Genomic DNA, 15,163 nt, shown 5'->3' on the forward strand with positions numbered 1-15,163 from the left:
TACAGGAACCGTTTCATGAAATGGCTGCTGATACTGCTACTGATCGTCTTTCTGTTGTCGGGAAGCTTCCTGCTGAGCCCTTCACCCATCGAAAGTCATGGCTGGCAGCCGCCATCGCCACCCGCCATGAACGGCCCGCTGTCTCCCAATGAGCGTCTGAGGCTGGCGGATATTCTGGCCAAAGGGCAACTGGAGCACCCCGAAGATACGGCGATGGATAGCCAGGGCCGGTTGTATACCGGTACTGCAGACGGCTGGATCCTGCGGTTGGACCCGGACAGTGGTGGTGAGCCGGAGCGCTGGGCGGATACTGGCGGACGCCCGATGGGTCTGGTGTTTGACCAGGAAGGCAACCTGATAGTGGCGGATGTCGAAAGGGGCCTGCTGGCGGTTACCCGTGCCGGCGACGTACAGAGGCTGACCCGGGAGGCCGAGGGCCTGCCGTTCAGCCTGACGGACGGGGTGGACGTGGCTCCGGACGGGATGATCTACTTTACCGATGCCAGCTCCCGTCATTCCCTCGACGACCACCAGCTGGATATGCTGGCCATGCGCCCCAATGGACGTCTGCTCAGTTACCATCCGGAAACCGGCAGGACCCGGGTTTTGCTGCGTAACCTCTATTTCGCCAATGGGGTGGTCGTATCCCCCGACGGCGCCTTTCTGCTGGTGTCAGAAACGCCTCGATACCGGTTGTTGCGGTTCTGGCTGAGCGGGCCGGAAGCAGGGCGAGCGGAAGTTTTTGCCGACAATCTGCCCGGTTTTCCCGGGAATCTGGACGTAGACAGCAAAGGACGCTACTGGGTGGCCCTGCCATCACTGCGGCGGCCATCGCTGGATTTTCTGCACCGTCAGCCCTGGCTGAAGGATGTGGTGGCACGCTTGCCTGAGCCCCTGCGGCCTGGTGCCGGCCAATACGGTCTGGTGCTGGCACTGGATAGCGATGGCAGGATCATCACCAGCCTGCAGGATACGCGGGGAGATTACCTGTGGGGTCTCACCTCGGCCCGGGTCCATGACGGCGAGTTGTTCTTCGGCAGCCTCTACAGCCAACGCCTGGGCCGGCTGCCCCTGTCCGCGGTACCGGGTCTGGAAGAGGCCACGCCGCAAACCGACAATCAGTAATCGGAAGGAGCAAACCGTTCATGACAGACGAGAAGGCCCCCCTGGCCTGGGATCTGCCCGACCCGTTCACCCTGGACATCGATGTCCGTGACGAGGATACCGATCGGCTGGGCCATGCCAACAATGTGGTCTATGTGCGCTGGCTCGAAGAGGTCAGCTGGGCCCATATCGAGAGTGAAGGCATGACCTGGGCCCTACACGAGCAGACCGGCAAGGCCATGGCCATCACCCGCACGGAAATCGACTACCTGGCCTCGGCCAATGCCGGCGACAAGCTGGTGCTGGGTACCTGGTTCACGGATTTTGATGGCCGTATCCGTTCAGCGCGGCAGTTTCAGCTGATCCGGCCGGCGGATGGCAAGACTCTGGTGCGGGCCGTCTCTACCCATGCCTGCGTCAATATGGCCTCCCAGCGACCATCCCGGGTGCCGCCGGAGTATGTGGAAATTTTCCGCCGCATACGGGTCGACGGGGGTTATACCTTCGGCGGAGCCGCGCTCTGACCGGGTTTCTGCTAGTCTGACAGATCAGGGTGCCCGGCAGGCCATCGCCAGGGTGCCAGCCCGCTCCGGCTGCGGCCAGAGTGTCATTCGATCCGGGGTATACCGGTTGGGAGGCTGTCATGGACCCACAAGATGTAACGACCATGAAACACCTGGTCTATCACCAGTTTGGCGAGCCCGACGTGCTGGCGGTGGAAGAGGCACCTGTACCGGTGCCCGGGCCCGAGGCGGTCCTGGTGCGGGTGGTGGCAGCCGGTCTCAACCCCATCGACTGGAAGACCCGGCGGGGCCTGGGTTTTGCCGCCCGCCAGATCGAGAACCGCCTGCCCTGGACGCCGGGTTACGATATGGCGGGCGAGGTGGTTGCGGTCGGGGACAAGGTGGCCACCCTGGTCTCCGGTGACCGGGTCATGGGCATGATCGGCTTTCCCGCCGACGGCGGTGCCTGTGCCGAGTACCTGGTGGCGCCCTCGGCGGAGCTGGCCATCGTGCCTGAGGAACTGGAGCTGCTATCGGCTGCGGGACTGCCGTTGGCCGGCCTCACCGCCTGGCAGGCGCTGTTCGATGTGGGCGAACTGGAGCCCGGGCAGAAGGTGCTGATTCATGCCGGTGCCGGCGGTGTCGGTCACCTGGCGGTTCAGTTTGCATTGGTGCGTGGGGCTCATGTGATCGCCACCGCATCTGCCGATAACCGCGACTTCCTGGCCGGCCTGGGGGTGCATGAGGTTATCGACTACCACCAGCTGGATTTTGCCGACGAGTGTTATGGCCTGGACCTGGTCATTGACCTGATCGGTGGCGACACCGGCCTGCGGTCACTGCATACGCTCAGCGAACACGGCGTACTGGTCACCATTCCCACGGTTACCGCCGACGAGATTGTCAGCGAGGCGGAACGCATGGGGCTGAAAGCCCATGGCATGACGGTACGGCCGGACGTGTTCCAGCTCGAGGAAATCCTGGAGCTGATCGAGGACGGCGATGTGAAGGTCCATGTGGATGGCGTTTTCCCGCTGGCTGATGCCGCTGCGGCCCACCATCTGCTTGAAGGTGGCCATGTGCGCGGCAAGTTGGTGCTAAGTGTGCCGTGAGGTTAATTCACTGACCTACTGCGAATTAACCGCACGGCACACTAGCCTTCAGGACGACTGAGCGGCCTTGCGGGCAATACGGTTGATCAGCCGTGAGGCGGCAATGAACCCGAAGCTGGCGGTAACCGGTGACGATGCGCCGAATCCCGTGGCGCAGTCGAGACGCACCGGGCCGGCGGTGTCCGGTTTCTGGTGGCAGACTTCGCCGTCCGCCGCCGGATAGATAAGCTGCTCGGTGGAATAGACGGCTTCCACCCCGAAGCGACGTTTGGGGTTGCGGGAAAAGCCGTACTCCCGCCGCAGCAGGTTGCGGATCTTGGCCAGCAGCGGGTCCTGGGTGGTGCGACTGAGGTCTGCCACTTCAATCCTGGTGGGATCGATCTGGCCACCAGCGCCACCAGCCACCACCAGTGGTATCTTGCTGCGCTTACAGTGGGCAATCAGCGCCGCCTTTGATTTGACGCTGTCGATCGCGTCCACCACGCCATCCATGTCACCGGTAATCAGGTCTGTGACATTCCTGACCGTCACGAAACCGAAGTGAACCCGGATATCCGCCATCGGATTGATGGCCCTCAACCGTTCCGCCATGACGTCGGTCTTGGTGCGGCCGTACTGGCCTTCCAGGGCATGGAGCTGGCGGTTGGTGTTGGACACACAGACATCGTCCATGTCGATCAGGGTAATGGTACCAATACCGCTTCGGGCCAGCGCTTCCGCCGCCCAGGAACCCACGCCCCCAAGGCCGGCCACCGCGATGTGGGACCGGCGGAAAGCCTCGCTGGCCCGCTGGCCGTACAGGCGTTCAATGCCGCCAAAGCGGAAGCTGTAGTCGTCACTGCTCATGGGAATGCCGTATTAACCGTTTCGTAAAAGCGCGTATTCTACAGCATGAGGGGGAGGTAACTACCGGGGATTTCACGGAGATGGGCTGGCCCCACGGTAATGGAGCCAGCCCGGCCGTTCAGCGGATGAACGGGTTCAGCAGCCGGCCAAAGGTGCCGGTGAGCTTGAGCGGGGCGCTGAGCACCGACAGTGTAATGCAGTCATCGCCTTCCAGCGCTACCGGCTTGTGCTCGTCTTCCTGGCCCAGTACCACGAAATCCCACTGGTTGAATATGCCCCGGTTGTCGGAAAAGGCGCCCTGCAGCACCACGGTGGTTTCCTCTCCGCGGTGGGTATGAGCCGGTGCCTTGCCGCCGGCGCACAGTTTCTGCAGTATCACCTGGTCTTTCTGACCGGGGAAGCGGTCGGTGATGTCCAGTACACTGACATCCCGAAGCTGACGCTTCCAGGGCAGCCCATCCAGATCGTCGCCCAGCAGCTTGCTGAGGGGAGAGCGGTGGGGAGTGTGGGGAACCGGTTTCGGCTCAGGTTCACTGTCGATCCGTGCCATGATGCTGTCAAAGGTCGAGGCCGACACGCTTACCTGAGACTGCTGCTCCATGACCACGGCCCCGAGACTGTCCAGCGCATCCACACGGCTACGACAGTGGGCGCACTTGTCCAGGTGAAGCCGGATGCACAGGGCATGGGGCTCGCTCAGGTTACCGGCGCTGTATTCCATTAACATCAGGCTGTCAGGGTGGTGGCGAGTCATACGTTCTGGTCCTGCAGTATTACCTTGAGCTTGCTCAGTGCCAGTCTGACGCGGCTTTTTACCGTACCAAGGGGAATGTCGAGTTCGTCGGCCACCATCTGGTGGGACTTCTGCTCCATGTACACCTTGGCGATCACCGTGATCTGTTCCTCGGGAAGGTGACGAAGGGAGTCTCTGACCCGGCGCTCGGACATCAGCCGGTGCAGCGAGGTCACTGGTTCGTCTTCATTGTCGCCGGGGATCTGCCACAAGTCTTCGGTTTCCACCTGCATCTCGGCACTGGTGCGCTTCATCTTGCGCAGCATGTCGATGCGCTGGTTACGGGCGATGGTGAATATCCAGGTGGATGCTGCCGCCTTGCGCCAGTCGTACAGGCAGGAACGGCGCCAGATAGATACGAACACTTCCTGCACCAGTTCCTCGGCATGGCTCGACATACCATTGGCCATGGCATAGTACTTGATCTGCGGGGCAAAGTGCTCGAACAGGGCATGGTACGCCTGACGGTCCTGGTTCTTGCCGACCTTCTCAAGAAGCTGGCTCCAGGGATCCTTACGACCCTCCGCCCGCGAAGGTTTTTGGTCCAGTGTGGTCACCGGGCGCTCCTTGACGGCATGAGCTGAAGTGTTATTCATCATGATTGTAGCACTCGTCCAGCGATTGTCAGTGACGGTTTGTACGTCATGATCTTCGTGCCGGATCAGGACAGCGACCGGATTTTACAATTCATCGTCCCGGAGGCGATCTATTCCTCCAGGTAGGTATAGCCCTGCAGCCCGGCCTCCAGTTCCTGCAGCAGCGACGCCTGTTCGTCTGCAGGCAGCCCGCTGGCCATGAAGTGGCTGCGGTAGGCCCTGATCAGGGCCTGGGGGTCGAAATTCACATAGCGCAGGATATCAGCCACGGTGTCGCCCTCCGTGGGCTGGCTGACTTCGTAACGGCCCCCACCGGTCAGGCGGACATCCACCGAGTGCGTGTCGCCGAACAGGTTATGCATATCGCCCAGGATTTCCTGGTAGGCCCCGGTCATGAAAAACCCGATCAGCAGTGGCTCAGTGTCGTCATGCTCCGGCAGGGGCAGGGTGGTTTCCACGCCCTGACCGTCCACGTAGCGATCGATACGGCCATCGGAGTCGCAGGTGATGTCCTGGATAACCCCGCGCCGGCTGATGGGCCGATTGAGGCCGCTGATGGGCAGTACCGGGAATATCTGGTCGATGCCCCAGATATCGGGCAGGGACTGGAACAGGGAGAAGTTCACGAACAGCTTCTCGGCCAGTTTTTCGTTGAGTTCATCAAGGATTTCCCGGTGGGCGCGGTTCGCACTGTTCAGCTGTTGCTGCAGCTGGCGACAGCTGGCGGTGTAGATGCGCTCGGCCTCAGCCCGGTAGGCCAGCGACAGCACACCATGGGCAAACTGGGCGTGGACGTCACTCATGGCATGCAGCAGGTCGTGGTAGATCTCGATACGGGAGCGGGCGCTGCTGTCATCGGTCAGGTGCCGGTAGTCCCGCCACAGGTCGTGCAGGGGCCCGGGGGCGTCCTCTGCCGGCTCGGAGGGAACCCGGGATTCCGGCTGCTCCCGGTCAATCACGTTGGTAACCAGTACCGCGTGGTGGGCGGTCAGGGCGCGTCCGGATTCGCTGATCAGGTCAGGATGGGGCACGCCGGCCCGGTCGCATTCTCCCTGCAGGGTGTGAATCACGTTCCAGGCGTACTCACGCATGCTGTAGTTCATGGAGCAGCTGCTGCGTGAGCGGGTGCCCTCGTAATCCACCCCCAGGCCGCCGCCGATGTCCACGGTGCCCACCGGTGCGCCGAGCTGACGCAGCTCGCTGTAGAAGCGGGCACATTCCCTCAGACCGGTCTGGATGTCCCGTATATTGGCGATTTGCGAGCCCAGGTGGAAATGCAGCAGCTGCAGGCTGTCGAGCGCGCCGGCGGCCCGCAGTCGCTCCACCACATCCAGTACCTGGCCTGCAGACAGGCCGAATTTCGATTTCTCGCCGCCCGTATTCTGCCAGTTGCCCTTGCCGATGGTGGCCAGTCGCGCGCGGACCCCTATCAGTGGCGTCACCTGCAGGCGTGCCGCCTCGTCCAGGATCAGTTTCAGTTCGGAGGGTTTCTCCACCACGATAAAGACCCGGTAGCCCAGTTTCTGGCCAATCAGGGCGGTACGCACATACTCCCGGTCCTTGTAGCCGTTGCACACGATCACGGCGCCGGCTGCTGACATCGCCAGTACCGCCATCAGCTCCGGTTTGCTGCCGGCTTCCAGGCCTATCTGGCCATTGTCTGCCGCTGGCTGAGCCTGCAGCAGTTCTTCCACCACGCCCCGCTGCTGATTTACCTTGATCGGGTAGACGGCGGTGTACCGGCCGCCATAGCCATGTTCGGCGGCGACATCATTGAACGACTGGCAGAGGGTATTCACCCGGTCATGAAGAATGTCCGTGAAGCGGATCAGTACCGGCAGCGCGATACCCTGGCCAGTCAGCTGGCGGATCAGGTCCGGCAGGCAGATATGGCTGTCCCGGGCCTGTCGATGGGGCTGGACAAGCACCTCGCCATCATCGCTGACATTGATATAACCGTCGCTCCAGTGGGGAATGTTGTAGACCTGGCTGGCGGTGGTTCTGGTGGTCATACTGATATCCTGAATTGCAGAAAGGGCATCGTTGCCGGCGCGCCTATTGTAGGCTTCATGCCCGCGCCGTGGAAACCGGGAAAGGCCGGCACCGAATTAGTGCTTTGGCTGGCGGGCGCCCGACAATACAATGGCGCCATCGATCAAGGGAGGTTTGGCATGAGTACACTGGACAACAACTGGTTCACTGAGGTCTTCCAGGACCAGGGCACGGCGTTTTCCCTGCAGGTTAAACGCAAGTTGCATGAAGAGCAGACATCGTTCCAGAAGCTGGAGGTCTGGGAAACGGAAACCTTCGGCAACCTGATGGTGCTGGATGGCTGTGTCATGCTGACCAGTCGTGACAATTTCCTCTATCACGAGATGATGACACACCCGGCACTGTTCACCCATCGTGATCCGAAGAAGGTGGTGATTATCGGCGGTGGTGACTGTGGCACCCTCAGGGAGGTGCTCAAGCACCCGGATGTGGAAGAAGCCTGGCAGGTGGAAATCGATGAACGGGTGACCAGGGTGTCCGAGAAGTACTTTCCCGAGCTGTGTGAATCCAACCGGGATCCCCGGGCCAACTTCTTCTTTGGTGACGGCATCCAGTGGGTGCGTGACCAGCCCCCGGGAACGGTGGATGTGATCATTGTTGACAGCACTGACCCGGTGGGGGCGGCGGAAGGGCTGTTTGCCCTGGATTTCTACCGTGACTGCATGATTGCGTTACGCGAGGGCGGCATCGTCGTGCAGCAGAGCGAGTCGCCACTGCTACACACGAACAGCATCATCCGCGACATCCATAGTGACATGAAGGAAGCCGGCTTCGATCATGTCCAGACCCTGGCGTTCCCGCAGCCGGTGTACCCCACCGGCTGGTGGAGCTGCACCATGGGGGGCAAGGATGTGCACACCAGCTATTTCCGGGAGGAAGACGCCGCCGACCGCCCGTTCGTGACCCGCTATTACAACGAAGGCGTTCATCGGGGTGCCCTGGCCATGCCGCAATTCATGCTGGAAGCCCTGGAGGATCCGGTCAGGCCAGCAGAGGGCTGACTCGGGACGCCCACGTTGTCGGACCGTTCCGTACACAGAAAAGGGCAGCCCGAGGGCTGCCCTTTCTGGTTGGATCCCCGGGAGGGGATCCGGCCGATCGTGCAATCTTACTGCTTGCCGGAAACGAACTCCGGATAAGCTTCCATACCGCACTCGGACAAATCGACACCTTCGTACTCTTCCTCTTCGGTGACGCGGATGCCCATGACCGCCTTGAGGATGCCCCAGACAATCAGGCTGGCCACGAAGACCCAGATGAAGATGGTCAGGGCGCCGATGATCTGGCCGCTGAATGTGGCCCCGTCATTGGTGACCGGCACCAGCAGCAGACCCAGCAGACCACAGACACCGTGGGCGGAAATCGCGCCGACGGGGTCGTCGATGCGCAGCTTGTCCAGGGTGACGATGCTCAGTACCACCAGGATGCCGCCCAGGGCGCCCCAGATGGTGGCGATCAGCGGGCTCGGGGTGGACGGCTCAGCGGTGATTACCACCAGGCCGGCGATGGCACCGTTCAGCAGCATGGTCAGGTCAGCCTTGCCGAACATCACGCGGGCGGTGATCAGGGCGGCAATGGCGCCACCGGCTGCTGCTGCGTTGGTGTTCAGGAACACCATGGCCACCGAGTGGGCGCTGGCGATGTCACCCAGCTTCAGCACGGAACCGCCGTTGAAGCCGAACCAGCCCAGCCACAGGATAAAGGTACCCAGGGCCGCCAGCGGCATGTTGGCACCCGGAAAGGCGCGAATTTCGCCGTTGGGGCCATACTTGCCTTTACGGGCGCCCAGCAGGATGACACCCGCCAGTGCTGCGGCCGCGCCGGCCATGTGCACGATGCCGGAACCGGCAAAGTCGGAGAAGCCCAGGTCGCCGAGGCTGTACATGCCAAATACCTCTGCGCCACCCCAGGTCCAGGCACCTTCCATTGGGTAGATGAAGCCGGTCATAACCACCGCGAAGATCAGGAAGGCCCAGAGTTTCATGCGCTCGGCCACGGCACCGGAGACGATGGACATGGCGGTGGCCACGAACACCACCTGGAAGAAGAAGTCGGAAGCGCCCGAGTAGATGGAGCCGCCTTCGAAGTCGCCGCGATCGACAAATTCGCCCATCACACCGCCAACGTCAATGTCGCCCATGCCGCTGAGGAAGATGTTGCCACCGTACATGATGGCGTACCCGCAAATGAGGTACATGGTACAGGCCACTGCGTACAGGGCCACGTTCTTGGTCAGGATTTCAGTGGTGTTCTTGGCACGAACCAGCCCGGATTCCAGCATGGCAAAGCCTGCTGCCATCCACATGACTAATGCGCCACACACCAGGAAATAGAAGGTGTCTATTGCGTACTGTAAATGAAATACACTGTTTTCCATTGGAAGCCCTCCGCACGAGGCTTAACAGGATGTTGGATTTTTTGCGTTGGCCTGACTGCTTAAGCGTCCGGAATCAGACGGCTTCTTCGCCGGTTTCCCCCGTCCGGATACGGATGGCCTGTTCCAGCTCGGTCACGAAAATCTTGCCGTCACCAATCTTGCCGGTATTGGCAGCCTTGGTGATGGATTCGATCACCTGATCCAGCAGGTTATCGCCGATGGCGACTTCCACCTTTACCTTGGGCAGGAAGTCCACCACGTACTCGGCTCCACGGTAGAGCTCGGTATGCCCTTTCTGGCGTCCGAAACCTTTTACTTCGGTTACGGTCACGCCCTGAACGCCAATCTCGGATAGTGCCTCACGGACATCATCCAGCTTGAAAGGCTTGATGATCGCTGTCACAAGTTTCATTGCTGTCTCCTTGGATTTAGCCGTCCCGGTTTTCTGACCACAATGTTGTGGGTTGACCGGGTTCGGGATGCTGCCACCTCGCACACCAATTGTGCGGATTGCGTGCAAGGCTCAAAGCATCGTGTGTGCCAACGCAAAAAAAGTCTTTTTAATCAGTGTATTGCAATAACGGTGAACCAAAATGGTTCCAAAGTGTGCGCCATAATGGCGCGTCGGGGTTGTGAGAGCTCCAAGTTGGTGCAAACGCTCAGAACAGGTGCGCCATCCTGGCCTCGGGCTCCCCGGCCCACACTTGTTCATAGTATGGCAGGGACCGGGCTGTGTTACACTCCCGGCAGACATATCCGGTCGCCGGAGAGGCGCCTGCGGGCGGGCTGACGGTCACCGGACAACCTCTGCGAGACATGGGAGAAACTAGCGGTGAAGATCCCCAACGATCTGCTGGGGCAGGTCCAGCAACAGTTTGGTCAGTTCGTTCCAGACATGGCGAAAGCCGCCCGGGAAGATGTTGAGAACCATGCCCGGGCCGCCGTGATGTCGGTTATCTCCAGGCTCGAGCTGGTTACACGGGAAGAGTTTGATGCCCAGCAGGCGGTATTGCTGCGCACCCGTGAGCGCCTGGAGCAGTTGGAGAAGCGGGTTGCCGAACTGGAGCAGAGTCCCGGCACCGAGTCCTCGCAGGGCTGACTCCTGCCCCACAGGACGGCACAGGCAGTACCGTCGGGGCCAATTACTGTCCTATCGTCAGGGAAGACCAGCATGCTTGCCACTATTCATACTCGTGCGCGGCTGGGTGTCAGTGCCCCGCCAGTGACCGTCGAAGTGCATCTGTCCAGCGGACTTCCGGCCCTGTCTATCGTCGGGTTGCCGGAAACCGCCGTGCGTGAGAGCAAGGACCGCGTCCGTAGCGCCCTGCTCAATGCCGGCTTCGAGTTTCCCGCCCGTCGCATTACCATAAACCTTGCCCCGGCGGATCTGCCCAAGGAGGGCGGTCGTTTCGATCTCGCTATCGCCCTTGGCATTCTGGTCGCCTCCGAGCAATTACCTCCCGACACCCTGCACCACCTGGAATGCCTTGGCGAACTGGCGCTGGACGGCACCCTGCGGCCGGTTCGGGGCGTATTGCCGGCGGTGATTGCGGCGCAGGATGCCGGCCGCCGCATTCTGGTACCGTCTGATAATGCCGCCGAGGCGTCCCTGGCCAGCGGTGATGACGTGCTGGCCACCGATCACCTGCTGCGGGTGTGCGAGCATCTGGCGGGTATCAGCAAACTGTCTCCGGTGCAGCCGATGGAGCCGGCCGACCGCCCGCCGGAGGCCCCGGACCTCGCCGACGTCAGGGGGCAGCACGTGCCCCGGCGGGCCCTGGAGATTGCTGCGGCGGGTGGTCACAACCTGCTGTTATTCGGTCCTCCGGGCACTGGCAAGAGCATGCTGGCAAGCCGAATTCCCGGCATCCTGCCGCCACTGGATGACCGCCAGGCCCTTGAGGTGGCCAGTGTGAGGTCAGTGGCCGGTCTGCCGGTGGGGGGTGACGGCTGGCGCCAGCCTCCCTATCGTTCGCCGCACCATACCGCATCAGCGGTAGCGCTGGTCGGGGGTGGCAGCAGCCCGCGCCCCGGGGAAATCTCCCTGGCCCACAATGGTGTACTGTTCCTTGACGAGCTGCCAGAGTTCGACCGCAAGGTGCTGGAAGTGCTGCGTGAGCCGATGGAATCCGGTGAGATCGTAATCTCCCGGGCGGCCAGCCAGGTCACCTACCCGGCCCGTTTTCAGGTGGTGGCCGCGATGAATCCATGCCCTTGTGGCTATCTGGGACATCCGACCATCGACTGCCAGTGCTCGCCGGTGCAGGTGTCGCGCTATCAGGCCCGCCTTTCCGGTCCGTTGCTGGACCGCTTTGATCTGCATGTGGAGGTGCCGGTGCAGGGGGGCGACGTGCTGTTGCACCCCGGCAAACCGGCGGAGAGTAGTGAGCAGGTGCGCGCCCGTGTAGAGAAGGTACGGCAGCATTCCCGTGAACGTGGTGTGGCCAACGCCGGCCTCAGTGGCCGTGCCCTGGATGAATACTGTGTTGTGGATGATGGCAGCAAGGCCATGCTGGTCAGCGCCATGGAGCGACTGGGGTTATCCGCCCGGGCGCTGCACCGGATATTGCGGGTGGCACGGACTATTGCTGACCTGGACGGACAGGCGGAGATCGGCCGGCAGCACCTGGTGGAGGCCCTGGGTTACCGCAAGCTGGACCGTAAGGCTGCCAGGAACCCCACGAATTCGACCGCCTCTGTTAAACTGTAGCAATTCAGCGAATTGGATAAACCGGGGAACATCATGACTGATCCAGACAAGACACCGGACAACGGCAACGGTGAACAGATTACCACCCGCCGAGGGGTGCGCAGTTTCGTCATTCGTCAGGGTCGCATGACCGAGGGTCAGAAGAGGGCTTACGAGGGCTTATGGCCGAAATACGGGCTTACCCGGGAGCATGGCGTGATCGACCCGCGGGAGATCTTTGGCCGCGAGGCCTGGCTGAACCTGGAGATCGGCTTCGGCATGGGTCAGTCTCTGGCAGACATGGCGGAAGCCGCTCCGGAGCAGGACTTCATCGGGGTGGAGGTGCATCTGCCCGGCGTTGGCGCCCTGCTCAAGGAAGTCGAGGAACGCGGCCTGGAGAATGTGCGTATCTATGCCATCGATGCCAATGATGTGGTTGACCTGTGCCTGCCGGATGCCAGCCTTGACCGGGTGATGGTCTTCTTTCCCGATCCCTGGCCCAAGAAGAAGCATCACAAGCGTCGTCTGATTCAACACGACTTTGTGCAGCGGTTGCGCCACAAGCTCCGGGTGGGGGGAATTCTGCATCTGGCCACCGACTGGGAAAACTATGCCGAGCACATGCTGGAAGTGATGGACGGCTCTGAAGGCTTCGTTAACAGCCAGGACGAAGGAGGGTATTCACCCCGTCCGGAGCACCGGCCTGTCACCAAGTTCGAGAAACGGGGCGAGAACCTCGGCCACGGAGTCTGGGATCTGGTTTACCGGCGGACGAATTGATCCGACACTCTCTTCGCAGCGATCAGACCCGGGAGGGATGCAGCGGGCGGCGGCGGGCCGCCCGTATCACCACCAGGCCGGCAATGCCCATCACCAGCGCCGTGTAGTTGATTAGTGCCAGCAGTGTGGCAGACAGGCTCAGCCGGTCGCTGGGGGCATCCAGATTCACCAGCATCAACGAATACTCAGCGATATGGGTCAGGCCCGCCGTGACAAAGAGCCCCCGTACCCATCGTCCGGTCTTGCGCTCCCGGATCCCGGGGCGGTCTGTCAGCAGGTGGTTGGTGAACAGGACCAGCAGCGCGCTGTACAGCATGGCGAACAGGAACCCGCTCCAGATCGAGGCCCTGGCCCAGCCCATGCCGGCATCGGCCCAGCTCTGGGCAATGGCGGCGGCATTCTCACCCGTGGTGGCCAGCTGGAAGTTCAGCATGCCCTGAGGCGCTGCCGAGGTCTGCAACGGCTGGTTCAGCCCCAGTTGCAGCGCCAGCAGGATGGCGGTGATGCCGCTCAGCCAGCGAATGTTCGCCGGGATCGGCGTTCGGGTGGTGTCGTTCATGACAGAAAGCGCTCCAGCACACTGTTCAGGTACTGTCGCCCCCGCTCGGTGGCCTGTAGGCGGCGGGATTCCAGTAGCCCTTCCTTGCGTAGTGTAGCAAGTATTTCAGCAATGGCAGACAGGGGCAAACCGGTGCGTTCCGTGAACAGGGATTCCATCACACCTTCCTGCAGACGCAGGGCATTCATCATGAACTCCAGTGGCCGTTCGTCGACCTCAACGGCCTGTGTGCCGGCGGTGCGGCTGCCGATTCGGTTCAGGTAGGCATCGGGCTGGCGGGTCTTCCAGTAACGGACGATCTCGCCACTGGCCAGCGAGGCCTTGCCATGGGCTCCGGCCCCGATCGCCAGGTAGTCGCCAAAGGTCCAGTAATTGAGGTTGTGCCTGGACGCCTGGCCGGGCCGGGCCCAGGCGGACACTTCGTAGTCCGAGAAACCGGCCTGTGTCAGCCGCTCCCGGCCAGCCTGCCAGATGGCCCAGAGGCTGTCATCCTCCGGCAGGGCCGGGGGGCGGCTGTAGAATTCGGTATTGGGTTCCAGGGTCAGCTGGTACCAGGACAGGTGCGGCGTCCGCCAGGACAGGGCCGCGTCCAGATCCGCCAGGGCCTGTTGCGGGGACTGATCCGGAAGGCCGTGCATCAGGTCAAGGTTGATGTTGTTGAACCCCGCCACGAAAGCCCCCTCGATGGCCCGGTGAGCCTCGCGGTCGTCGTGTATACGTCCGAGCCGTTGAAGCTGCTGCGGATTGAAACTCTGGATGCCGATGGACAGCCGGTTAATACCGGCTTGGCGGAAACCCCGGAAACGGGCCTGTTCCACCGTGCCCGGGTTGGCTTCCAGGGTGATCTCCGCATCCGGGCTGAAGGTCACCAGTTCGCCCAGCCGTTGGAACAGGGACTGGTAGAAGGTCGGAGACATCAGCGACGGTGTGCCGCCGCCAATGAAGACGGTGGATACCGACCGCTCCCGGACCAGTGGCAGATCGTGGCGCAGGTCCTCCACCAGGGCGTCCAGGTAGGCCTGCTCCGGAAGCTCACCGGTAAACGTATGGGAGTTGAAGTCGCAGTAAGGGCACTTGCGCACGCACCAGGGCACGTGGATATAGAGCCCCAGTGGGGGACAGGGAGCGCTGGCGTTGACGGTCACGGGTGTTCCAGCTGTTCCACCAGCTGGCGCAGGGCTCGTCCGCGGTGGCTGACCCGGCTTTTCTGTTCCCGGGTAAGCTCGGCTGCGCTGCAGCCATACTCCGGCGCGAAGAATACGGGGTCGTAGCCGAACCCGCCATCACCCTGCGCTGCGGTCAGGATGCGTCCCGGCCAGCGGCCATGGCAGATCACCGGGGTAGGGTCGTCGGCGTGACGCAGATAGACCAGCACACAGTGGAACTGGGCTGACCGTTCAGCTTCGGGTACGTCGACCAGGGCTTTCAGCAGTGCCTGCACGTTATCCCCGTCACTGGCGTCTGGTCCGGCGTAGCGTGCGGAGCGCACTCCGGGCTGTCCGTTGAGGGTATCCACGGCCAGGCCGGAATCGTCTGCCAGCGCAGGCAGGCCGGTTTCCCGGGCGGCGTGGCGGGCCTTGAGCAGGGCATTCTCCACAAAGGTAACGGCGGGTTCTTCGGCTTCGCCGACGCCCAGCTCGCCCTGGGATACCGGTTGCATCCCCAGGGGCCCCAGCAGTTCGCCGAGTTCACGAAGCTTGCCCTGGTTGTTGCTGGCCAGCACCAGTTTCCGGGTCATGTTGCCTCCGGCTC

Annotated in this window: 16 protein-coding genes; 7 read left to right on the top strand and 9 right to left on the bottom strand. The window is 62.1% G+C overall.

Features of this window, described 5'->3' with window-relative positions; genetic code table 11:
- Positions 1-15 precede the first annotated feature (15 nt).
- The 3 genes from ACFOZ5_RS17055 (at position 16) to ACFOZ5_RS17065 (ending at position 2,719) form a co-directional block, all read left to right on the top strand.
- On the top strand, positions 16-1,125 hold the full coding sequence (locus ACFOZ5_RS17055; protein WP_379889532.1) for an SMP-30/gluconolactonase/LRE family protein: 1,110 nt from the start codon (positions 16-18) through the stop codon (positions 1,123-1,125).
- A 20-nt stretch (positions 1,126-1,145) separates the two neighbouring features.
- Complete coding sequence (locus ACFOZ5_RS17060) at positions 1,146-1,628, top strand: acyl-CoA thioesterase (protein ID WP_379889534.1); 483 nt, start codon at positions 1,146-1,148, stop codon at positions 1,626-1,628.
- A gap of 119 nt (positions 1,629-1,747) precedes the next feature.
- Positions 1,748-2,719: an NADP-dependent oxidoreductase gene (locus ACFOZ5_RS17065; RefSeq protein WP_379889536.1), complete on the top strand. Its 972-nt coding sequence runs from the start codon at positions 1,748-1,750 to the stop codon at positions 2,717-2,719.
- 48 nt (positions 2,720-2,767) lie between these two features.
- On the opposite strand, the gene tcdA is transcribed toward ACFOZ5_RS17065, so the two are convergent.
- The 4 genes from tcdA to speA form a co-directional block, all read right to left on the bottom strand.
- A complete protein-coding gene (gene tcdA / locus ACFOZ5_RS17070) occupies positions 2,768-3,565 on the bottom strand; it encodes a tRNA cyclic N6-threonylcarbamoyladenosine(37) synthase TcdA (protein WP_379889539.1) in 798 nt (265 codons plus the stop codon).
- A gap of 118 nt (positions 3,566-3,683) precedes the next feature.
- The gene (locus tag ACFOZ5_RS17075) at positions 3,684-4,319 is read right to left on the bottom strand and encodes a ChrR family anti-sigma-E factor (protein ID WP_379889541.1); all 636 of its coding nucleotides are present in this window, start codon (positions 4,317-4,319) and stop codon (positions 3,684-3,686) included.
- On the bottom strand, positions 4,316-4,915 hold the full coding sequence (locus ACFOZ5_RS17080) for a sigma-70 family RNA polymerase sigma factor (protein WP_379889649.1): 600 nt from the start codon (positions 4,913-4,915) through the stop codon (positions 4,316-4,318). The genes ACFOZ5_RS17075 and ACFOZ5_RS17080 overlap by 4 nt, the downstream gene beginning before the upstream one ends.
- Before the next feature lie 149 nt (positions 4,916-5,064).
- A complete protein-coding gene (gene speA / locus ACFOZ5_RS17085) occupies positions 5,065-6,966 on the bottom strand; it encodes a biosynthetic arginine decarboxylase (RefSeq protein ID WP_379889544.1) in 1,902 nt (633 codons plus the stop codon).
- 159 nt (positions 6,967-7,125) lie between these two features.
- On the opposite strand from speA, the gene speE reads away from it, so the two are divergent.
- Entirely contained in the window at positions 7,126-8,007 is an 882-nt protein-coding gene (speE, locus tag ACFOZ5_RS17090; RefSeq protein ID WP_379889546.1) for a polyamine aminopropyltransferase, read from the top strand.
- A 107-nt stretch (positions 8,008-8,114) separates the two neighbouring features.
- Here the strand turns inward: speE and ACFOZ5_RS17095 are convergent, their stop codons facing one another.
- A complete protein-coding gene (locus ACFOZ5_RS17095) occupies positions 8,115-9,383 on the bottom strand; it encodes an ammonium transporter (RefSeq protein ID WP_379889548.1) in 1,269 nt (422 codons plus the stop codon).
- 73 nt (positions 9,384-9,456) lie between these two features.
- Positions 9,457-9,795: a P-II family nitrogen regulator gene (gene glnK / locus ACFOZ5_RS17100; protein WP_004578958.1), complete on the bottom strand. Its 339-nt coding sequence runs from the start codon at positions 9,793-9,795 to the stop codon at positions 9,457-9,459.
- A gap of 420 nt (positions 9,796-10,215) precedes the next feature.
- Between glnK and ACFOZ5_RS17105 the strand changes: the two genes are divergently transcribed.
- From ACFOZ5_RS17105 to trmB, 3 genes are all read left to right on the top strand, one after another.
- Positions 10,216-10,482, top strand: a complete 267-nt coding sequence (locus ACFOZ5_RS17105) for an accessory factor UbiK family protein (protein ID WP_379889550.1) — start codon at positions 10,216-10,218, stop codon at positions 10,480-10,482.
- Between the two features lie 72 nt (positions 10,483-10,554).
- Positions 10,555-12,093 (top strand): YifB family Mg chelatase-like AAA ATPase, encoded by a 1,539-nt coding sequence (locus ACFOZ5_RS17110; protein WP_379889552.1) that lies wholly within the window; start codon positions 10,555-10,557, stop codon positions 12,091-12,093.
- A gap of 33 nt (positions 12,094-12,126) precedes the next feature.
- Positions 12,127-12,852, top strand: coding sequence for a tRNA (guanosine(46)-N7)-methyltransferase TrmB (gene trmB, locus ACFOZ5_RS17115; protein ID WP_379889554.1), 726 nt, complete (start codon positions 12,127-12,129; stop codon positions 12,850-12,852).
- A 22-nt stretch (positions 12,853-12,874) separates the two neighbouring features.
- Here trmB and ACFOZ5_RS17120 read toward each other — a convergent pair whose 3' ends face one another.
- The 3 genes from ACFOZ5_RS17120 to rdgB are packed head-to-tail and all read right to left on the bottom strand — an operon-like array spanning position 12,875 to position 15,149.
- Complete coding sequence (locus ACFOZ5_RS17120) at positions 12,875-13,411, bottom strand: hypothetical protein (RefSeq protein ID WP_379889556.1); 537 nt, start codon at positions 13,409-13,411, stop codon at positions 12,875-12,877.
- A complete protein-coding gene (gene hemW, locus ACFOZ5_RS17125) occupies positions 13,408-14,556 on the bottom strand; it encodes a radical SAM family heme chaperone HemW (protein WP_379889558.1) in 1,149 nt (382 codons plus the stop codon). Before hemW ends, ACFOZ5_RS17120 begins: the two co-directional genes overlap by 4 nt.
- A complete protein-coding gene (rdgB, locus tag ACFOZ5_RS17130) occupies positions 14,553-15,149 on the bottom strand; it encodes an RdgB/HAM1 family non-canonical purine NTP pyrophosphatase (RefSeq protein WP_379889560.1) in 597 nt (198 codons plus the stop codon). The genes hemW and rdgB overlap by 4 nt, the downstream gene beginning before the upstream one ends.
- Between the last annotated feature and the right edge of the window lie 14 nt (positions 15,150-15,163).

Source organism: Marinobacter lacisalsi, assembly GCF_042651045.1.
Classification (GTDB): Bacteria; Pseudomonadota; Gammaproteobacteria; order Pseudomonadales; family Oleiphilaceae; genus Marinobacter; species Marinobacter lacisalsi.